This is a genomic window from Microbacterium sp. NPDC096154, from assembly GCF_040302945.1.
GTDB lineage: Bacteria > Actinomycetota > Actinomycetes > Actinomycetales > Microbacteriaceae > Microbacterium.
Map to the genome: position 1 here is coordinate 321729 of NZ_JBEOSM010000001.1, position 20082 is coordinate 341810.

Annotated in this window: 19 protein-coding genes; 5 read left to right on the top strand and 14 right to left on the bottom strand. The window is 69.8% G+C overall.

Features of this window, described 5'->3' with window-relative positions:
- Positions 1-58: 58 nt before the first annotated feature.
- The 4 genes from ndk to ileS form a co-directional block, all read right to left on the bottom strand.
- Entirely contained in the window at positions 59-475 is a 417-nt protein-coding gene (ndk, locus tag ABTW64_RS01540; protein ID WP_350618462.1) for a nucleoside-diphosphate kinase, read from the bottom strand.
- Between the two features lie 105 nt (positions 476-580).
- Positions 581-988, bottom strand: coding sequence for a DUF4233 domain-containing protein (locus ABTW64_RS01545; RefSeq protein WP_350618464.1), 408 nt, complete (start codon positions 986-988; stop codon positions 581-583).
- Complete coding sequence (locus ABTW64_RS01550) at positions 976-2358, bottom strand: bifunctional folylpolyglutamate synthase/dihydrofolate synthase (protein WP_350618466.1); 1383 nt, start codon at positions 2356-2358, stop codon at positions 976-978. The genes ABTW64_RS01545 and ABTW64_RS01550 overlap by 13 nt, the downstream gene beginning before the upstream one ends.
- Entirely contained in the window at positions 2355-5690 is a 3336-nt protein-coding gene (gene ileS, locus ABTW64_RS01555) for an isoleucine--tRNA ligase (protein WP_350618468.1), read from the bottom strand. The genes ABTW64_RS01550 and ileS overlap by 4 nt, the downstream gene beginning before the upstream one ends.
- Positions 5691-5921: 231 nt before the next feature.
- Between ileS and ABTW64_RS01560 the strand changes: the two genes are divergently transcribed.
- Positions 5922-6578, top strand: a complete 657-nt coding sequence (locus ABTW64_RS01560; RefSeq protein ID WP_350618470.1) for a pentapeptide repeat-containing protein — start codon at positions 5922-5924, stop codon at positions 6576-6578.
- A 25-nt stretch (positions 6579-6603) separates the two neighbouring features.
- Here ABTW64_RS01560 and ABTW64_RS01565 read toward each other — a convergent pair whose 3' ends face one another.
- From ABTW64_RS01565 to ABTW64_RS01580, 4 genes are read right to left on the bottom strand one after another with little or no spacing between them, the layout of a single operon-like run.
- Positions 6604-7086, bottom strand: coding sequence for a GNAT family N-acetyltransferase (locus tag ABTW64_RS01565; protein WP_350618472.1), 483 nt, complete (start codon positions 7084-7086; stop codon positions 6604-6606).
- 41 nt (positions 7087-7127) lie between these two features.
- Positions 7128-7838: a hypothetical protein gene (locus tag ABTW64_RS01570; RefSeq protein WP_350618474.1), complete on the bottom strand. Its 711-nt coding sequence runs from the start codon at positions 7836-7838 to the stop codon at positions 7128-7130.
- Positions 7835-8041: a ribbon-helix-helix domain-containing protein gene (locus tag ABTW64_RS01575; RefSeq protein WP_350618476.1), complete on the bottom strand. Its 207-nt coding sequence runs from the start codon at positions 8039-8041 to the stop codon at positions 7835-7837. Before ABTW64_RS01575 ends, ABTW64_RS01570 begins: the two co-directional genes overlap by 4 nt.
- A gap of 27 nt (positions 8042-8068) precedes the next feature.
- Positions 8069-8968: a DUF559 domain-containing protein gene (locus ABTW64_RS01580; protein ID WP_350618478.1), complete on the bottom strand. Its 900-nt coding sequence runs from the start codon at positions 8966-8968 to the stop codon at positions 8069-8071.
- Positions 8969-9178: 210 nt separating this feature from the next.
- Here ABTW64_RS01580 and valS point away from each other — a divergent pair, with 210 nt between their 5' ends.
- Complete coding sequence (valS, locus tag ABTW64_RS01585; protein WP_350618480.1) at positions 9179-11743, top strand: valine--tRNA ligase; 2565 nt, start codon at positions 9179-9181, stop codon at positions 11741-11743.
- Positions 11743-12000, top strand: coding sequence for a hypothetical protein (locus ABTW64_RS01590; RefSeq protein WP_350618482.1), 258 nt, complete (start codon positions 11743-11745; stop codon positions 11998-12000). The genes valS and ABTW64_RS01590 overlap by 1 nt, the downstream gene beginning before the upstream one ends.
- A 34-nt stretch (positions 12001-12034) precedes the next feature.
- On the opposite strand, the gene ABTW64_RS01595 is transcribed toward ABTW64_RS01590, so the two are convergent.
- Both ABTW64_RS01595 and ABTW64_RS01600 read right to left on the bottom strand, forming a co-directional pair.
- Complete coding sequence (locus ABTW64_RS01595; RefSeq protein ID WP_350618484.1) at positions 12035-12265, bottom strand: hypothetical protein; 231 nt, start codon at positions 12263-12265, stop codon at positions 12035-12037.
- A complete protein-coding gene (locus tag ABTW64_RS01600; RefSeq protein WP_350618486.1) occupies positions 12262-12870 on the bottom strand; it encodes a winged helix-turn-helix domain-containing protein in 609 nt (202 codons plus the stop codon). The genes ABTW64_RS01595 and ABTW64_RS01600 overlap by 4 nt, the downstream gene beginning before the upstream one ends.
- A 96-nt stretch (positions 12871-12966) precedes the next feature.
- On the opposite strand from ABTW64_RS01600, the gene ABTW64_RS01605 reads away from it, so the two are divergent.
- Positions 12967-15030: a M3 family metallopeptidase gene (locus tag ABTW64_RS01605; RefSeq protein WP_350618488.1), complete on the top strand. Its 2064-nt coding sequence runs from the start codon at positions 12967-12969 to the stop codon at positions 15028-15030.
- Between the two features lie 65 nt (positions 15031-15095).
- A complete protein-coding gene (locus tag ABTW64_RS01610) occupies positions 15096-15674 on the top strand; it encodes a carboxymuconolactone decarboxylase family protein (protein ID WP_350618490.1) in 579 nt (192 codons plus the stop codon).
- A 22-nt stretch (positions 15675-15696) separates the two neighbouring features.
- On the opposite strand, the gene clpX is transcribed toward ABTW64_RS01610, so the two are convergent.
- The 4 genes from clpX to ABTW64_RS01630 all read right to left on the bottom strand — a co-directional run bounded on the left by clpX (position 15697) and on the right by ABTW64_RS01630 (position 19999).
- Positions 15697-16968 (bottom strand): ATP-dependent Clp protease ATP-binding subunit ClpX, encoded by a 1272-nt coding sequence (gene clpX / locus ABTW64_RS01615; RefSeq protein ID WP_350618492.1) that lies wholly within the window; start codon positions 16966-16968, stop codon positions 15697-15699.
- A gap of 109 nt (positions 16969-17077) precedes the next feature.
- Positions 17078-18565, bottom strand: coding sequence for an APC family permease (locus tag ABTW64_RS01620; protein ID WP_350618494.1), 1488 nt, complete (start codon positions 18563-18565; stop codon positions 17078-17080).
- Positions 18566-18714: 149 nt separating this feature from the next.
- On the bottom strand, positions 18715-19383 hold the full coding sequence (locus ABTW64_RS01625; protein ID WP_350618496.1) for an ATP-dependent Clp protease proteolytic subunit: 669 nt from the start codon (positions 19381-19383) through the stop codon (positions 18715-18717).
- Between the two features lie 22 nt (positions 19384-19405).
- Positions 19406-19999 carry an ATP-dependent Clp protease proteolytic subunit gene (locus ABTW64_RS01630; protein ID WP_350618498.1) on the bottom strand — a complete coding sequence of 198 codons (594 nt, stop codon included), beginning with the start codon at positions 19997-19999 and terminating at the stop codon, positions 19406-19408.
- Positions 20000-20082 lie beyond the last annotated feature (83 nt).

A 20082-nucleotide genomic window follows, 5' to 3' on the forward strand; every position in this document is an offset into this window, starting at 1 on the left:
GGGAAGGGCAGCGGCGACCCGGCCCGGAGGCCGGATCGCCGCGGGTCGTCTGCGCCGCTCAGGCGAACCAGATGGCCAGCTCACGGGCGGCCGACTCTGCGCTGTCCGAGCCGTGCACGAGGTTCTGCTGCACGGCGACTCCCCAGTCGCGTCCGAAGTCGCCGCGGATCGTGCCGGGCGCGGCCGTGGTCGGGTCGGTCGTGCCCGCAAGCGAGCGGAAGCCCTCGATGACGCGGTTGCCGGCGAGGCGGATCGCGACGACGGGGCCAGACATCATGAACTCGAGCAGCGGCTCGTAGAACGGCTTGCCCTCGTGCTCGGCATAGTGCTGCGCGAGCAGGTCGCGGCTGGGCTCGACGAGGCGGATGTCGACGAGCGAGTATCCCTTCGCCTCGATGCGGGCGAGGATCGCTCCGGTCAGCCCGCGGGCGACGCCGTCGGGCTTGATGAGGACGAGGGTCTCTTCGGTGGCCATGTGCGTGTCTGCACCTCTCTGATTCTCTCCGCCGGACCCGGTTCGATCCGGGCGGGTCTGATGGGCTCCGCCGGGTTCAGCGGCCCCTCGATCTGGGGGCGTCGGTCAGTTCGAGTCGCCCTGTGCAGCGCGCTGCTGCGCGATGCGCCGCTCGATCCGTCCTCCTCCGATGGTCGCATACGCCCACATGCCGCCGAAGACGAGCACCACGAGCAGGATGGCCGGCACGAGGACGGCGCCGAGCGCCACGACGCCCTGCAGCGCCCAGCCGACCGCGAAACCCCAACGACGGCGCAGCAGGCCGCTCGTGGCGAACATGGCGAGCGCGACGACCGCGCCGCCCACGATCCCCCACCAGGGCTCGATGCCCGCCGGCAGCGCGCGCAGGCCGTACACCGCCAGGCCCGCGAGGAAGACGATGATCGCCTCGAAGCCGAGCACCACCTGCCCGAGCTTCTCGGGCAGCGACCGGTAACGCGGCGCGCGGGGCGCGTCGCCCGTCAGCTCTGCCATCCGGACTTCCAGTCCTCGGCCTCTGCGAGGCTCAGCGCCTCGCCGGCCAGCACGACGGAGCCCGCGATGGCGACCGCACGGCGCGCGGATCCCGCGGCCCACTCGCGCGCGGCTTCGGCAGCCTCGCCCAGGTCGCGGTGCACGGTCACCCGCAGACCGGCGCTCTCGGCCAGGTCGGCCAGCGCATCCGGATCCGTCGCGCGCTCCGAGTCGGGCGCTGTCACGAAGAGGTGCGCGGCCATCGGCCCGAGCTCGCGCAGGATGCCGATCGCGTCCTTGTCGCCCAGGACCCCGAGCACGAGACCCCACTCGTCGAAGTCGAACGCCTCGCGCAGAGCCGTCGCCAGCGCCGCGGCGCCGTGCGGATTGTGGGCGGCGTCCACGATCACGGTGGGCTCGATGCCCACCAGCTGCAGGCGACCGGGCGATGTCGCCTCGGCGAGTCCCTCGGTCAGCACCGCGCCGGCGATCGGCCGGGCCGCATCGCCGATCAGCGACTCGACGGCGGCGATCGCGAGCGCCGCGTTCGCGCCCTGGTGGCGGCCGTACAGCGGCAGGTACTCCTCGTCGTACGAGCCCGCGAGGCCGCGCACGGTGATGAGCTGCCCGCCGACGGCGAGCTTGTCCTCCGCGAGAGCGAACTCCGCGCCCTCGAACGCGATCTGAGCGCCCTTCTCGTCCGCCGTCGCGCGCAGCACGGCCTCCGCCTCCGGGCGCTGCCGCGCCGACACGACCCGCGCGCCGTCCTTGATGATCCCGGCCTTCACCGCTGCGATCTCCTCGATCGTCCCTCCCAGGCGATCGGCGTGGTCCATGTCGATCGGCGCGAACACCGCGACGTCGCCGTCCGCCGTGTTCGTCGAGTCCCAGGCCCCGCCCATGCCCACCTCGAGCACGAGCACGTCCACCGGCGCATCCGCGCAGGCCACGAAGGCGAGCACGGTGAGCAGCTCGAAGAACGTCAGGGGCTCCTCGCCGGCGGCCTCGAGCTCGGCGTCGACGATCCCGACGAACGGCTCGATCTCATCCCACGCGTCGGCGAAGGCCGCGTCGGCGATCGGGCGGCCGTCGATCAGGATGCGCTCGGTGAAGCGCTCGAGATGCGGGCTCGTGAACAGCCCCGTGCGCAGCCCGTGCGCGCGCACCAGGCTCTCGATGATCCGGCTGGTCGACGTCTTGCCGTTCGTCCCGGTCACGTGCACCACGCGGTAGGTGCGCTGCGGGTCGTCGAGCAGCTCGAGAACACGCGCCGTGCGCTCCTTGCGGGGCTGCACCCAGCGCTCGCCCGCCCGGCTCAGCAGCGTCTGGTACACCGCATCGGCGCGCGCGCGGTCCCGCGGCGTGCCCTCGATGATGTCGTCGTCGCTCACGCCGCTGCTCCGATCCGGCTCACGGCGACCGTGAAGTCGCCCCTGTTGGCATACGTGCCGGCCTTGATGACCGCCGCGTGCTCGAACTCCGTCTCCACCTGCGCGTCGTCCGCGCCGCCGACGCGGTGCTCGAGCGCGAGGGTCTCCCCCGCCACATCCGCCACGTCGAATGCGCTGCGCACGGCGGCGGCGTCGGCCTCATCCGAGAACGCGAGTGAGAGCCGGATGCGGTCGCTGACGTCGAAGCCGGCGCCCTTGCGGGTGTCCTGCACCGCACGGATGACGTCGCGGGCCAAGCCCTCCGCCTCGAGCTCGGGTGTCGTGCGCGTGTCGAGCAGCACGAAGCCGCCCGTGGGCAGCAGCGCGAGGGCCTCGCCCTCCGGACGCCCCGTGGTCTCGAGCACGAGCTCGTACTCCCCCGGCTCGAGCGCCAGACCGCCCGCCGTCACGACGCCGTCCCGCTCCGACCAGTCGCCCTCCTTCGCGGCGCGGATGGCCTGCTGCACCTGCTTGCCGAGGCGCGGACCCGCCGCTCGGGCGTTGACCGTCAGGCGGTGCGAGATGCCGTACTCGGCGGCCGTGTCCTCGCCCAGCGCGACGAGCTCGACGCTCTTGACGTTGAGCTCATCGCGCAGGATGTCCTCGAACTGTCCGAGCCCCGCGTGGCCGGTCACGACCGTGAGCTTGGCCAGCGGCAGACGCACGCGCAGCCCCTCCTTCTTGCGCAGCGCGTTTGCCACGCTCGAGGCCTCGCGCACGGCGTCCATGGACTCGCGGATGTCGGCCGCGTCGGCGAACTGCGCGGCATCCGGCCAATCGGTCAGGTGCACGCTGCGCCCACCCGTGAGCCCCTGCCACACGCGCTCGGCCACGAGCGGGATGAGCGGCGCGGCGACCCGGGTCAGGGTCTCGAGCACCGTGTACAGGGTGTCGAAGGCCTCGCGCGTCTTCGGGTCATCCGTGACGCCCGTCCAGAAGCGGTCGCGAGAACGACGGATGTACCAGTTGGTCAGCACCTCGGCGAAGTCGCGCAGGCGCGCGGCCGCCGTGGTCGAGTCGAGCCTGTCGAGATCGTCGGCGACGTCGCGGACGAGGTCGCCCGTGAGCGCCAGGATGTACCGGTCCAGCACGTCCGTCGAGTCGGTGCGCCAGGTCGCCTCGTATCCGCTGTCTTCCGGCCCTCCGGACGCGTTGGCATACGTCGCGAAGAAGTACCAGGAGTTCCACAGCGGCAGCAGGAACTCGCGCACCCCGGCGCGGATGCCGTCCTCCGTGACGATGAGGTTGCCGCCCCGCAGCACGCTCGACGACATCAGGAACCAGCGCATGGCGTCGGAGCCGTCGCGGTCGAACACCTCGGAGACGTCCGGGTAGTTGCGCAGCGACTTCGACATCTTCTGGCCGTCGGAGCCGAGCACGATGCCGTGGCACGAGACGCCGGAGAAGGCCGGCCGGTCGAACAGCGCGGTCGACAGCACGTGCATCACGTAGAACCAGCCGCGCGTCTGGCCGATGTACTCCACGATGAAGTCCGCGGGCGCGTGCGTGTCGAACCACTCCGCGTTCTCGAACGGGTAGTGCACCTGCGCGAACGGCATCGACCCCGAGTCGAACCACACGTCGAACACGTCCTCGATGCGACGCATCGTGCTCTGGCCGGTCGGATCGTCCGGATTCGGGCGCGTCAGCTCGTCGATGTACGGGCGGTGCAGGTCGACCTCGCCCTGCTCATTGCGCGGCAGCGTGCCGAAGTCGCGCTCGATCTCCTCGAGCGAGCCGTACACGTCGACACGCGGATGGTTCGGGTCGTCCGACTTCCACACCGGGATCGGCGACCCCCAGAAGCGGTTGCGGCTGATCGACCAGTCGCGAGCGCCCTCCAGCCATTTGCCGAACTGGCCGTGCTTGACGTTCTCGGGCGCCCACGTGATCTGCTCGTTGAGCTCGAGCAGGCGGTCCTTGAACTCGGTCACGCGCACGAACCAGCTCGAGACGGCCTTGTAGATCAGAGGGTTCCGGCAACGCCAGCAGTGCGGGTACGAGTGCTCGTACGACTGCAGGCGGAGGAGCCGGCCGTTCTGGCGCAGCAGGCGCACGATGGGCGTGTTGGCGTCCATCCACAGCTCGCCCGCCACATCCGACACCATGCCGAGGAAGCGGCCGTCGTCGCCCAGCGACACGATGGTCGGGATGCCGGCGGCGTCATTGAGGCGCTTGTCGTCCTCGCCGTACGCGGGGGCCTGGTGCACGATGCCCGTGCCATCGCCGGTCGTGACGTAGTCGTCGACCAGGATGCGCCACGCGTTCTGCGTGCCCCACTTCTCGGTGTCCGCGAAGTAGTCGAAGAGCCGCTCGAACGTGACATCCGCGAGGTCGGCGCCGCGCACGCGCGCGCGCACGGCCGCCTTCGCTTCCTCGGCCGACTCGTAGCCGAGGTCCTTCGCGTACCCGCCGAGGAGGTCCTCGGCGAGCAGGAACTCGTCGCCCGTCGCCCCCTCCTTGGCGCCGTTCGGGCCGGCGGGCAGCACGGCGTAGGAGATCGACGGACCGACGGCCAGAGACATGTTGGTGGGAAGCGTCCACGGGGTCGTGGTCCACGCGAGGGCACGGACGCCCTCGATGCCGAGCGACGCCGCCTTCGGGCCCGTGAGCGGGAACGTCACGGTCACCGACGGATCCTGCCGGTTCTTGTAGACGTCGTCGTCCATGCGCAGCTCGTGGTTGGACAGCGGCGTCTGGTCGCGCCAGCAGTACGGCAGCACGCGGTAGCCCTCGTACGCGAGGCCCTTGTCGAAGAGCTGCTTGAAGGCCCACAGCACGCTCTCCATGAACGTGGTGTCCAGCGTCTTGTAGCCGCGCTCGAAGTCCACCCAGCGCGCCATCCGCGTGACGTAGTCCTGCCACTCACGCGTGTATGCCAGCACCGACTCGCGCGCCTTCGCATTGAAGGCGTCGATGCCCATCTGCTCGATCTCGCTCTTCTCGGTGATCCCGAGCTGCTTCATGGCCTCCAGCTCGGCCGGGAGGCCGTGCGTGTCCCAGCCGAAGACGCGGTCGACCTTCTTGCCGCGCATGGTCTGGAAGCGCGGGAAGAGGTCCTTGGCGTAGCCGGTCAGCAGGTGGCCGTAGTGAGGCAGGCCGTTCGCGAACGGCGGGCCGTCGTAGAAGACCCACTCGTCGGAGCCGTCGCGCTGCGCGATCGAGGCGCGGAAGGTGTCGTCCCGCTCCCAGAAGGAGAGCACGTCGCGCTCCATGTCGGGGAAGCGCGGGCTCGGCTGCACCGGCTGCGCGGCGTCGGCGGCGGGTCCGAATGAGGACTTCGGGTAGGTCATGTCACTCCAGCAGTTCCGTAGGGACTGCGAGGACGACCATCCGGCCGCGGTACCACCCCGCGTTGCGTCGTCCGGGGACGGCGCCGCTCTCACTGCGGCTGTGACGGGCCTGCCCCGCGCGGTTCTACTGAGGCGTGCGCCGGTTCTTCCGCGAGCTCCCCGGTGATGGCCGGATCGATGCTGTTCCCTCGATTCTACGGGCACGTCGGAGGTCGCGGCTACCGTGTCGGCATGGCCAGATCCGTCGTCCGTCCCGCCCCTCCGCGCGTCTCGGCACCCGACCTGCCACGCCACCTCGAGGAGGGCACGCCCCGGCGTGGCATGGATGCGCACCGGCTGCGGCTCACGGCGCTGAGCGACGCCGTCGATCTCGCACACGCCGCCCTCGAGGAATGCGCGCTCGAGGACGCCGCGGTCGACGCTCTCGATCTGGCCGGCGCCACGCTGATCGACGTCTCCATCTCGGGCCTGCGGGCCGCATCGGTGTCCGCCCGGGACGCGTCGCTGCGGCGGGTGCGGATCGCCGGGGGCCGCATCGGCACGCTCGACCTCACGGGTGCGCGGATCGCCGAGCTCGAGCTGCAGGAGGTGCGCATCGACTACCTGACGCTCGCCGGTGCCCGCGGCGAGGACATCCGCGTCTCGGGATGCACCATCCGCTCGCTCGACCTGCCGCACGCCACGCTCTCGCGCCTCGCGTTCGCCGACAGCCGCGCCGCCGAAGTCGATCCCCGCGGGCTGCGCGCGGCCGACGTCGATCTTCGCGGTCTGGACGTGGACCGGTTCCTCGACGTCGCGAGCCTGCGCGGAGTCACGCTCACGTCGTTCCAGGTCGAGCGCCTCGCGCCAGCGTTCGCCGTGGCCGCCGGCGTCGACGTGCGCGACTGACCGCGGTCAGTCCCCGCCACGCGGCTCAGAAGACGAGGCCGTAGACCGCCACGTCGTGCCGCTCGCCGCCGACCGGCAGAGCGCTGCGGAGCACTCCCTCCTCCACGAACCCCAGCCGCCGCGCGACATTCCGGCTGCGGACATTGCCGACGGCCGCCCGGATCTCCACGCGCGCCACCCCCGCGTCGGCGAGGGACCGGATGACGGCATCGCACGCACGCGTGACGAGCCCGCGGCCCTCTGCCGCGGCATCGATCCAGTAGCCGAGCGACGCAGAGCCGCCGACATCGTCGATCGTCGCTCCCAGCGAGCCGACGATCGCATCCCCGTCGCAGATGAGAACGGGCCATGCGGCGCCTCGCGCGAAGGATTCCAGCTGCAGCCGCGTCCACGCCGCCGCGCCGTCCCGGGTCTGCTCGCGATGTGCCCACGACTCCCACCGGCGGAGGCGGTCGAGATTGGCGACCGTGAGCGCGTGGACCTCATCGACCGTATCGAGCGTTCGCAACGCGAGCGATGCTCCACCGCCCAGGTCGTGCCGGAACCTCATCAGTCCTCGCGGTGGTAGCCGTGCAGATCGTCCTGCACCCCGTTGATCCAGATCTCCTCGCCGCCGTCCGGGTCTGGGATGCGGATCGTCCGCCCGTACGCCTCGTCGATGACACCCGCGTCGAAGCCGGCCGCGCGGGCTCGCTCGGCGAGGGCGTCGAGGCCCCCGCCCGCCAGGAAGGAGAGCCCGATCGAGGGCGACGAGACCGTGTCTGCCGTGTCCAGGCGATGCAGGCCGACGCTCCCGCCACACGAAGCGACGAGGTCGACCCAGCCGCCCGCGTCGCCGACGATCCTCGCCCCGAGGCCGAGCGCCGCGAGGATCCGGCGCGGCTCGTGGAGGTCGTGCGCGAACCAGATCGGCTGCACCGAGAGATCGCCGCGCGGGTCGCGCGTGCCTGCCGACACGGTGATCGAGACGCCGTCGGCCGTCACCCGCACGGTCTCGCCCACGCCGATCATGTGCTCTCGCGCGACGTCGAACGGCGCCAGCGCTGCCGCGGCGGCCTCGAGCTCGGCGACGAGCAGGTGCAGATCCACCGTGCCCGCCGGATGATCGGGCGTCGCGCGATGGACAGCGAGCACGCCGTCTCCCACGAACTCGCCCCACTGCGACGAGGGCGGGTACGGCGCGACCAGCCCGAGCGCCCGGGCCAGGGCATGCCACCTCTCGGGATGATCCGTGTAGCGGATCTGCTGAACCGTCGTCACTCTCCGATCCTTTCGATCTCAGCCCGCAGCACGCGCTCGACCAGCGCGGACAGGCTCGTCCCGTCATCGATCGCACGGTGCTTGACCGCGCGCACCAGATCCCTGGGCAGATACACGTTGAACTGCACCTTCGCGTCGCCCGCTGCTTGCATGCTAGTAAAATAGCTCATGCCGAAAGACAGGACCGAAGCGAGTGCGTGCATCCTCGAATTCGGTCACTGTCCTTCGTTTCAGCGCGCCGAAGGCGCGGGGGCGAGGTGAAGCCGCTGCGCGATCGCGAGCACGATGCGCTCATGCACCGCCGGCCAGTCGTCGAAGACCTGGTGGTAGCTCACCCGGATGACGTGGTAGCCCATCAGTTTGAGTTGCGCATCGTGCGCATTGTCGGCATCGCGCTGTGCACCGACGTGATGTCCGCCGTCGATCTGCAGGACGAGACGGTCGCCGATGAGGAGATCCACGGGCCGACCGGCGATGACGACCTGGCGGCGGAGCGGCAGGTTCAGCCAGCGCAGACGCGGCACGACGACCGTCTCCACTCCGGAATCCGCATGCGGCCGAGCGGCTTCGAGCACCCGCCGCGTCCGCTCACTCAGGGGCAGCCGACGCATCGATTCGAGCTGGATCAGACCCACCCGGAGAGCCGACTCCCACACCACGAGCGCCGCTTCGAACGGCTGACACTCCGCGATCAGAACCAGCGTGTTCTCTATACCGTCCTCGAGCAGGCCCGGGGGCCGCGGCACGACGGGGCGCGCCCAGTGGACATGCGCCGTGGTCTCCCGCGGGAGCGAATGGTGGCGGGGCGCAGCCACGTGAACCCGATCGCTCCCGAAAGTCCACAGCCCGGCCCGCTCCGCCCGCGTGACGCATGTGACGACCACGCCGAGCTCCGCCGCGGCGCGGAGCATCGGATCTGCGCCCGGCGTCGCGACCCAGCCGTTGCGAGGACGCATCAGCCGTCCATCGCGTTTGGCGCGCTTGATCGCTGCCGACGAGACACCCGCGTCCAGCAGCTCGCGGATGCGCACGACGCCGCCGCGCGCGGCGACGATCGCGACCGGATCCATGCCTCCACCTTCGCGGAGCAGAGAGGCCTCCGCGCGGCCGACGACCACCACATCGAACATGTCACCCGATCACCTCTCTGTGGACGGCAGACGGGCGGACCGGAACCACGGACAGAAGCCGATTCTCAGGACCTCCACGAAGGGATGCGTCCTGCATTCCGGCTTCCTGCCGATGTCCCGGTTCCGGGCGCGGGGACCCCGGTAGACTCGACGCACAACCCCACACTCAGGCACGCAGACACCGTGCCGCATATAGCGAGGAGATCCTCTATGGCAGCCATTCCCGACAAGCCCGCACTCGAGGGTCTCGAAGACAAGTGGGGTGCCGTGTGGGAAGAGCAGGGCACGTACCTGTTCGACCGCGACGCCGCGAAGGCCGTCGGCCGCCCCGGCGTCTACTCGGTCGACACTCCGCCGCCGACGGCGTCGGGATCGCTGCACATCGGCCACGTGTTCTCGTACACCCACACCGATGTCAAGGCGCGATTCGAGCGCATGCGCGGCAAGACCGTGTTCTACCCGATCGGCTGGGACGACAACGGCCTGCCCACCGAGCGCCGCGTGCAGAACTACTACGGCGTGCGCTGCGACCCGTCGCTGCCGTACGACCCCGACTTCACGCCGCCCTTCGAGGGCAACGCGAAGAGCCTGAAGGCCGCCGATCAGGTGCCCGTCAGCCGCCGCAACTTCATCGAGCTGTGTGAGAAGCTCACGGTCGAGGATGAGAAGACCTTCGAGGAGCTGTGGCGCAAGCTCGGCCTCTCAGTCGACTGGACGCAGACCTACCGCACGATCTCGGACGACACCATCCGCACCAGCCAGCTGGCGTTCCTCCGCTCGGCCGACCGAGGCGAGGCGTATCGGGCGCTGGCCCCCACCCTGTGGGACGTCGATTTCCGCAGCGCGATCGCTCAGGCCGAGCTCGAGGACCGCGAGCAGCAGGCCTCGTATCACCGGCTCGCGTTCGCCAAGACCGACGGCTCGGGCGACATCGAGATCATGACCACGCGTCCCGAGCTGCTCGCCGCCTGCGTCGCACTCGTCGCTCACCCGGATGACGAGCGCTATCAGCCGTACTTCGGCAAGACGGTCACGACGCCGGTCTTCGGCGTCGAGGTGCCCGTGCTTCCCCACCCCCTCGCCCAGCAGGACAAGGGCTCGGGCATCGCGATGGTCTGCACGTTCGGCGACGTCACCGACATGATCTGGTGGCGCGAGCTCGACCTGCCGATCCGCACCATCATCGGTCTCGACGGCCGCGTCGTGGCGGATGCCCCGGACGCGATCACGACCGACGAGGGCAAGGCGGCGTATGCCGAGCTCGTCGGCCTGACGGTCTTCAGCGCCAAGAAGAAGATGGTCGAGCTTCTCGAGGCCTCCGGCCGCCTCCTCGAAGTCGGCAAACCCTTCATGCACCCCGTGAAGTTCTTCGAGAAGGGCGACCGCCCGCTCGAGATCGTCTCGACCAAGCAGTGGTATCTCACCAACGGCGCCCGCGACGAGAAGCTCAAGGAGCGCCTCCTTGAGCTCGGCCGGGAGATCGACTGGCACCCCGAGTTCATGCGCGTGCGCTACGAGAACTGGGTCAACGGCCTCTCGGGCGACTGGCTGGTCTCTCGGCAGCGCTTCTTCGGCGTGCCGATCCCCGTCTGGTACCGGATCGACGAGAACGGCGAGCAGGGCGACGTCCTGTACGCGACGACCGACCAGCTGCCCGTCGACCCCTCGACCGACGTGCCGGACGGGTTCACCGAGGACCAGCGCGGCGTGCCGGGGGGCTTCGTCGGCGAGACGGACGTGCTGGACACGTGGGCGACCTCGTCGCTCACCCCCCAGATCGTGGGCGGCTGGCAGCGCGACGAGGAGCTGTGGAACCTCGTGGCGCCGTTCGACGTGCGCCCGCAGGGGCAGGACATCATCCGCACGTGGCTCTTCTCGACGCTCCTGCGCAGCGCGCTGGAGGACGACCGCACGCCGTGGGCGAACGCGTCCATCTCCGGCTTCATCGTCGATCCCGACCGCAAGAAGATGTCGAAGTCGAAGGGCAATGTCGTCACGCCCGCCGACATCCTGGATCAGCACGGATCGGATGCCGTCCGCTACTGGGCGGCGTCCAGCCGCCTGGGAACCGACGCCGCGTTCGACCCGCAGAACCCCACGCAGATCAAGATCGGACGTCGACTGGCGATCAAGCTGCTCAACGCCGCCAAGTTCGTACTCGGGTTCCCACTGCCGGCGGGCGCCGAGATCACCGAGCCGCTCGACCGCTCGATGCTCGCCACGCTCGACGGCGTGCTGGCCGACGCCACCAAGGCGCTGGAGTCGTACGACCACGCGCGGGCGCTCGAACTGACCGAGTCGTTCTTCTGGACCTTCTGCGACGACTACCTCGAGTTGGTGAAGGAGCGCGCCTACAACCCGGAGCACCCCGGTCAGGCATCGGCGGCTCTGGCGCTGCGCACCGCACTGGAGACGCTCATCCGCCTCTTCGCCCCCGTCCTCGCGTTCGCCGCGGAGGAGACGTGGTCGTGGTTCCGCGAGGGATCCGTGCACACAGCCGCGTGGCCCACCGCGACGGGTGTCGAGGGGGACCGGCGCGTGCTCACGGCCGCGAGCGAGGCCCTCATCGGCGTGCGCCGGGCGAAGACCGAGGCCAAGGCCTCGCAGAAGACGCCGGTCGCATCCGCTGCCATCACCGCTCCGGCTGAGACCGCGACGGCGCTGCGCCTCGCGGCCGACGACCTCAAGGCCGTGGGCCGGATCGCCGACCTCGAGATCACCGACGGCGAGGCATTCGCGGTGACGCGGATCGACCTCGCGGAGCAGGAGGACTGATGCAGCTCGGAACCCGCTGGAACGCAGGATCACAGCCCCCGGCCTCGGTGCCGGCGGAGCTGCGCGAGACGATCGCGCAGGTGGAGCAGCACCTCACCGCGGCAGCGGTGCAGGGCGGCGCGATGCCCGGTTGGACGCTCACCTGGCTCGAGGGTCGCCCCATCGCCGAACTCGACACCGGGGTCACCGTGTCCCTCGGCGCGGACGGCCGAGCCGTCGTCGGGCACATCGACGGCATGGACGACGAGGAGCGCTGACCCGCGCTCGTGACGATGGCGCTCGGCGCGCGGCTCAGATGTGCTGCGGACCGAGCGCCATCTCGCGTGTCGCGGCGTGCAGCTGGCCGCGATGGTGGCGCTCGCGATCGCGCGACGCCTCCCAACCGGCGATGCGGCGTGCGACACGACGATGGATGGCGCCGGCGAGCGCCACGGCGGCGCTCAGGGCCAGGCGCTCCGGCCAGGTGGTGCGCACCGCGGGGACCCGGGGTACGCGACGATGATGCGCGGTGAGCGCGGTCATGATGTGGCTCCCGGTGCTTTGAGGGGAAACAGATCGGCGCGCAGCGTCACGGGCCGCACATCGTCGCCCTCCTGGTGGCGGTAGCGACGGATCGTCTCGGTGATGAGCTCGTCGATCTTGCGCGACACCTCCTCCAGCTGCGCGGCGGTCATGCGCGTGGAGGCGGTGATCGAGGTGCTCGCCCGCTGCCACTCCTCCGGCTCCCGCTCCGCACGCTGGAGCAGGAACTCGGTCAGCTCCTCGTAACGCAGCCGGTGCGTCTCGGCAACGGCCACCTGCAGCGCGGCGCGGCCGGCCGGAGTGTGCGCGATCTCGGCGCCGTCCATGGTGACACCGCCCGGCGGGCGCTCCCACCAGCGCTCGCGACCGCTGCTGCGCTCGGGGATCTCGCGGATGAGGTTCTGCCGCGCGAGGATGCGCAGGTGATAGCTCGTGGATCCCGACGACTCCCCCATCAGCTCCGCGAGCGTGCTCGATGTCTGCGGCCCGTACTGGCTGAGCAGGTCGAAGATGCGCGCGCGAAGCGGATGACCGAGCGCTCGCAGGGCGGCGACGCCGAGTACACGATTCTGCTCGGTCGTCGCCTGATCCTTCTTCGGGTGCATGGACCCATGGTAGCTCTGCAAAGATTTCTTTGCAAGAGTTCCTTTGCAGGCAGATCTTTGCAAATGGATGGCTGCACCCCTCGCTAGGCTGAGCGCATGACAGAGGTCCCCGCGTTCAACCCGCTCCTCGCCCCGTCGCCCCTCCCATACGGCCTGCCCGACTACGCCGCGATCGAGCCGGAGCACTACCTCCCGGCGTTCGAGGCGGCATTCGCCGAGCACCGCGCCGAGGTCGAGGCCATCGCGTCGACCCCCGACGAGCCGACGTTCGACAACACCATGCTGGCTCTCGAGCGCGCGGGCGAGCTGCTGGAGCGGGTCGGCCAGGCCTTCTACACCGTGAGCTCCGCGGATGCGTCGCCGGAGATCCAGGAGATCGATGAGCGCCTCGCCCCTCTCATGGCGGCCCACTCCGACGCCATCCAGCTCGATGCCCGGCTGTACGCCCGCATCCGTGCGCTCTTCGAGCGGATCGACGAGCTGGGGCTCGATCCCGAGCAGCGCCGGCTCGTCGAGCGCCGCTATCGCGAGATGACGCACGCCGGCGCCGCGCTCGACGACAGTGCGAAGGAGCGCCTGCGGGCCGTGAACCGCCGCTTGTCGGAGCTGACGACGCAGTTCGAGAAGAACCTGCTGGCCGACACCAACGACCTCGCGGTGGTCTTCGACGACCCGGCCGAACTCGACGGGCTGACTGCGGGCGAGCTGTCGGCGGCCGCCGAAGCGGCGCGAGGCCGCGGCCTCGACGGCAAGCTGCTCGTGACGCTCACCCTGTTCTCGGGCCACCCGTATCTGGCGCAGCTGACGAACCGGTCGACGCGTGAGCGGATCATGGCGGCATCGCGCGCGCGCGGTTCGCGAGGCAACGCGCATGACAACCGCACCGTGCTGCGGGAGATCACGCGGCTGCGCGCCGAGCGAGCCGAGCTTCTGGGCTACCCCTCGCACAGCGCCTACGTGACGGCTGACCAGACCGCCGGCAGCCCGGAGGCCGTCCACAGCCTGCTCCGCGAGCTTGCGGGTCCCGCGGCGCGCAATGCGGCCTCCGAGGCCGCCTCGTTGCAACGGCTCGTCGATGCCACGGCGGAGCGCCCCTACCCGCTCGCGGCGCACGACTGGGCGTACTGGACCGAGAAGGTTCGCGCGGCCGAGTACGACATCGACACCGCCGCGCTGCGCCCGTGGTTCGAGGCCGAGCGCGTGCTCGTGGACGGCGTGTTCCGCGCCGCCGCGCTGCTGTACGGCCTATCGTTCCGCGAGCGCGCGGACATCCCCGCCTACCACCCGGACGCACGCACGTTCGAGGTGTTCAACGAGGACGGCTCAGCACTTGGCCTGTATGTGCTCGATCTCTACACGCGAGACACGAAGCGCGGTGGCGCATGGATGAACTCGATCGTGAAGCAGTCGCGCCTGCGCGGAACGCAGCCCGTCGTGGTGAACAACCTCAACGTGCCCAAGCCGGCGCCCGGCGAGCCCACGCTGCTCACGCTCGACCAGGTGACCACGCTCTTCCACGAGTTCGGACACGCCCTGCACGGACTGTTCGCCACAGCGACGTTCCCCCACTTCGCCGCCACGGCGGTGCACCGCGACTTCGTGGAGTTCCCCAGCCAGGTCAACGAGATGTGGATCCTGTGGCCTGAGGTGCTCGCGTCATACGCGGTGCATCACGAGACCGGGGAGCCCCTCCCGGCGGACGTCGTCGACCGGTTGCGCGCCAGCGAGGCGTTCAACCAGGGCTTCGCCACCAGCGAGTACCTCGCGGCGGCCTGGCTCGACCAGGCATGGCATTCACTGTCGAGCGCCGAGGCCGCGGCGGTCAGCGACGTCGCGGAGTTCGAAGCGGCGGCACTCGCCGATATCGGTCTCGCGTCCCCCGTCATCCCCCCGCGCTACTCGTCGACCTACTTCGCGCACGTCTTCTCGGGCGGGTACAGCGCAGGCTACTACTCGTACATCTGGGCGGAGGTCCTCGACGCCGACACCGTCGAGTGGTTCCGCGAGAACGGTGGCCTCACGCGCGCGAACGGCGACCGCTTCCGCGCGCGCCTGCTGGGCGTCGGCGGCACCAAGGATCCCCTCGAGGCGTATCGCGACTTCCGCGGCCGCGACGCGGAGATCGCGCCGCTGCTGAAGCGGCGCGGGCTCGACGGCTGACCTGTCGCCCAGACCGCCGCGGGTCTACGCTTCGCGCAGGAGACCCGCGGCGAGAGGACGGGAGCATGTACCTCGAGACTGTCTCGGAGGAGGAGGCACGCGGCGACATCGCGGATGTCTACGCAGCCGAGCGCGGCGACATGGGCGCCGTCATGAACGCGACACGGAGCCTCTCGGCACGGCCCGACCTGCTCGTGCCCGTGGATCGGCTCCTCAACCAGTTGCGCGACGGATTCTCGCTCGGCCTGGAGGCGTTCCGCATGATCACGCTGGTCGTCGCGAAGCACGTGCCGTCGAGCTACTGCAGCCACGTGTACTTCCGAGGGCTGTCGCGATTCGTGGGACGCGAGCAGGCCCTGGCGATCCAGAGGGACCATCACACGGCGGGCCTGACCGACCGGGAGGTGGCGATGCTCGACTATGCGCAGCAGATCGCGATCGATGCGTCGCGTATCGCGCCGGCCGACATCGAACGGCTCCGCGCCCTCGGATTCAGCGACCTCAACATCGCGGACATCGCATACGCCGCCGCCTACCGCTGCTTCCTGAGCCGCTATTTCGACGCCGTCGGCGCCGAGGCCGAGCCCGGGTTCCTGGACGATGACCCGGCCGTGCGGGCACAGCTCGCAGTGGGCAAGAGCTGACCGCCGGCCGCCGCGAGTGGCGTCAGGCCGACTTCTTCTTCTGCGCCAGCACCAGGGTCGGATCGGCCCCCTCTTCGACCGCGGCACGGGTCACGATCACCTTCGCGACGTCTTCCGACGAGGGGATCTCGAACATGATGGGACCCAGCACGTCCTCCAGGATCGCGCGCAGGCCGCGCGCGCCGGTCTTGCGCTCGACCGCCAGGTCCGCGATCGCGCGCAGCGCGTCCTCCTCGAACTCGAGCTGCACGCCGTCGAGCTCGAACATCCGCTGGTACTGCTTGACCAGCGCGTTGCGCGGCACCGTCAGGATCTCCATGAGCGCATCCTGATCCAGCGGCTGCACCGAGGCCACCACGGGCAGGCGACCGATGAACTCGGGGATCAGCCCGAACTTGTGCAGGTCCTCGGGCAGCACCTCGCTGAACAGCGCGCTGTCGTCGTTCTTGTCGTGCAGAGGCGCCCCGAAGCCGACGCCGTGCTTGCCGACGCGCGCCGAGATGATGTCCTCCAGGCCGGCGAAGGCGCCCGCCACGATGAACAGCACGTTCGTCGTGTCGATCTGGATGAACTCCTGATGCGGGTGCTTGCGCCCGCCCTGGGGCGGCACCGACGCGACCGTGCCCTCGAGGATCTTCAGCAGCGCCTGCTGCACGCCCTCGCCGGAGACGTCGCGCGTGATCGACGGGTTCTCGGCCTTGCGGGCGATCTTGTCGACCTCGTCGATGTAGATGATGCCCGTCTCGGCGCGCTTGACGTCGAAGTCGGCCGCCTGCAGCAGCTTGAGCAGGATGTTCTCGACGTCCTCGCCCACGTAACCGGCTTCGGTCAACGCCGTGGCGTCGGCCACCGCGAACGGCACGTTGAGGCGCTTTGCCAGCGTCTGAGCCAGGTAGGTCTTGCCGCAGCCCGTCGGCCCGAGCATCAGGATGTTGCTCTTGGCGACCTCGATGTCCTCGGCCTTCTGGTCGGCCGGCTTCAGCTCGCCGCGGGCACGCACGCGCTTGTAGTGGTTGTACACCGCGACCGCGAGCGCGCGCTTCGCGGGCTCCTGGCCCACGACGTACTCCTCGAGGAACTGGAAGATCTCTCGCGGCTTGGGCAGATCGAACTCGGCCACCTCACCCGAGCCGGCCGACTCGGCCATCCGCTCTTCGATGATCTCGTTGCACAGCTCGACGCACTCGTCGCAGATGTACACGCCGGGACCGGCGATCAGCTGCTGCACCTGCTTCTGGCTCTTGCCGCAGAAGGAGCACTTGAACAGGTCGGCGCTCTCACCGATGCGAGCCATGCGTGTCCTCCTCGGGCCTTTCCGTTCGAGTCTCCACGAGCCTAACCGCTGCCACCGACACGGGGCCCGCGGCGCGCGCCGCAAACGGTGACAGTCCGGTCACGGGCGATCAGCCGCCCGCACGCGCGCGCTCGGCCTTCTGACGGCGCGCGGCGATCTCCGACAGCAGGATGGCCTCGGTCTCCGGCCCGGCCTTGATGCCGCCGGGCAGTCGCGATGCGAACACGATGCCGACGATCATCCATGCCGCGAAGATCGCGTACGACTGCCAGGCCAGCGTGATGCTGATCGGCGTCAGGCCCGGGATGTACAGCAGGAAGAGGATCACGCACAGCACCGACGCGGCGATCCCGACCGCCATGCCTGTCGTGCGGCCGCTGCCGACGCGGAACGGCCGCTCCATGCCCGGGTCCTTGACGCGCAGCAGGCAGAACGAGATGGCCACCAGCGCGTAGGCGAGCACGATCATCGGCGAGCCGCCGTCCACGGCCCATCCGAGAACGGCGGTGCCGCCGAAGGGGGCGATCACGGAGAGCGCGCCGATGAACAGGATCGCGTTCGACGGCGTCTTGTAACGCGGGTGGATGTGACCGAACCAGGCGGGGATCATGCCGGAGGTCGACATGGCCCACAGCAGGCGCGACGCGCCCAGCAGGAAGCCGATCCAGGAGGTCAGGATGCCGGCGAGGCCGCCGGCGATCACGATGCGACCCCAGACCTCGGATCCGAGCATCACGGTCAGGGCGTCGGCCGTCGCGAGGTCGAATGCGGCGAGCTCCGAGGCGGGCCGTGCGAGCGACGTGACGTAGATCACGACCAGGTAGAAGGCCACCGCCATCGCGACCGACAGGATCAGCACGCGGCCGATGCGCCGGGGCGGGAGGTCGATCTCCTCGGCGGCCTGCGGGATGACGTCGAAGCCGACGAAGAGGAACGGCACGGCGCCCAGCACGATCGCGAAGCCCGCCGCTCCGCCGGCGAAGGCCGGCTCGGTGTTGGCGACGTCCCCGCCGACGGCGCCGCCGAAGACCAGCACCGCCGCCACGAGCAGAAGGAAGGAGACCACGAACGTCTGCACGAGCGACGTGATCTTCACCCCGCGGATGTTGATCCACGTCACGACGACGGCGGCCACGACGCCGACCAGGGCCCACGGCAGCCCCACCTGGAACCCGGCGACCTCGTACATCGGCATCAGCGACGCGAGGCCCGGGAAGAGATAGTCGAACGTGCGCGGTGTCGCCACGGCCTCGAACATGATCACCGTGATGTACCCGCCCGTGATCGCCCACGATCCCACGAGCGACCAGCGCGGGCCCATTCCGCGCATGAGGTAGTTGTGCTCCCCGCCCGCGCGCGGCATCGCCGAGACCAGCTCGGAGTAGACGAGGCCGACGAGCATCATGATCGCGCCGCCGACGACGAACGCGAGGATCGCTCCCCACGTGCCGGCGGAGGAGAGCCAGCCGCCCGTGAGGGTGATCCAGCCGAAGCCGATCATCGCGCCGAAGCCGACGAACAGCGCGTCGACCGTTCCCATCGCCTTGACGAACACCCCTTCGCGGTGGTGCCCCGTCGCCGTTCGCTCGCTCGTCATCTCATCGCCTCTCGTTCCACAGCCGTGACGCCATCCTGTCGCGACGCGGTTTCACGGATATTACAGGCGACGACGAGGCGCCCCGGACCTCTCCGGTCCGGGGCGCCTCAGGGCTGCTCACGCGATGGCGCTCACGGCGAGCGCTGCGCTCACTTCGAGATCGCCGGCTGGCGCTTCCGCGTCGTGAGGACCTGGTCCACCAGGCCGTACTCGACCGCCTCGGCTCCGCCCAGGATCTTGTCGCGGTCGATGTCCTTGTGGACCTCCTCGACCGACTTGTTCGAGTGCTTCGCCAGAGTCTCCTCGAGCCACGTGCGCATGCGCAGGATCTCGGCGGCCTGGATCTCGATGTCCGACGCCTGACCGTGGCCGGCCTCGCCGACGGCGGGCTGGTGGATCAGGATGCGCGCGTTCGGCAGGGCCAGTCGCTTTCCGGGCGCGCCGGCCGCCAGCAGCACGGCTGCCGCCGACGCGGCCTGCCCCAGCACCACCGTCTGGATCTGGGGCGAGATGTACTGCATCGTGTCGTAGATCGCCGTCATGGCCGTGAACGAACCGCCGGGCGAGTTGATGTACATGATGATGTCGCGGTCGGGATCCTGGCTCTCGAGCACGAGCAGCTGCGCCATCACGTCATCGGCCGACGCGTCGTCGACCTGCACGCCGAGGAAGATCACGCGGTCCTCGAACAGCTTGTTGTACGGGTCCTGACGCTTGTAGCCGTAGGCCGTGCGCTCCTCGAACTGGGGCAGGATGTAGCGGCTGCCGGGCAGCTGCAGGCCCTGCGGCGAAGTCTGGCCGGTGTAGGGGGTGTGCATCTTCGTACGTCCTTCTCTGGGCTCAGTTCGCGTCGCGGTCGGTGCCGCCGGCGCCGGTCACGTCGACGGCGTGCTCGCGGATGTGGTCCACGAAGCCGTACTCGAGGGCCTCCTCAGCAGAGAACCAGCGGTCGCGGTCGCCGTCCTCGTTGATCTGCTCGACGGACTTGCCGGTCTGAGCGGCCGTGATCTCCGCCAGTCGACGCTTCATGTCGAGGATGAGCTGCGCCTGCGTCTGGATGTCGCTCGCGGTGCCGCCGAAGCCGCCGTGCGGCTGGTGCAGCAGCACACGCGCGTTCGGCGTGATGTAGCGCTTGCCCTTGGTGCCGCTGGTGAGCAGCAGCTGCCCCATCGAGGCGGCCATGCCGATGCCGACCGTGACGATGTCGTTGGGCACGAACTGCATCGTGTCGTAGATCGCCATGCCGGCCGTGATCGATCCGCCGGGCGAGTTGATGTAGAGGTAGATGTCCTTCTGCGAGTCCTCGGCGGCGAGCAGCAGGATCTTCGCGCAGATCTCGTTCGCGTTCTCGTCGCGCACCTCCGAGCCAAGCCAGATGATGCGGTCCTTCAGCAGCCGGTCGAAGACACTCTGTGCCATCAGCGGTTCGGGCATTCTCACTCCATTCAGTGGTGCGTCGATATGACCCTACCCGTGGGGTATCGGGGCCTCGCGCGTGTTCGCCGTGGGCATACGCT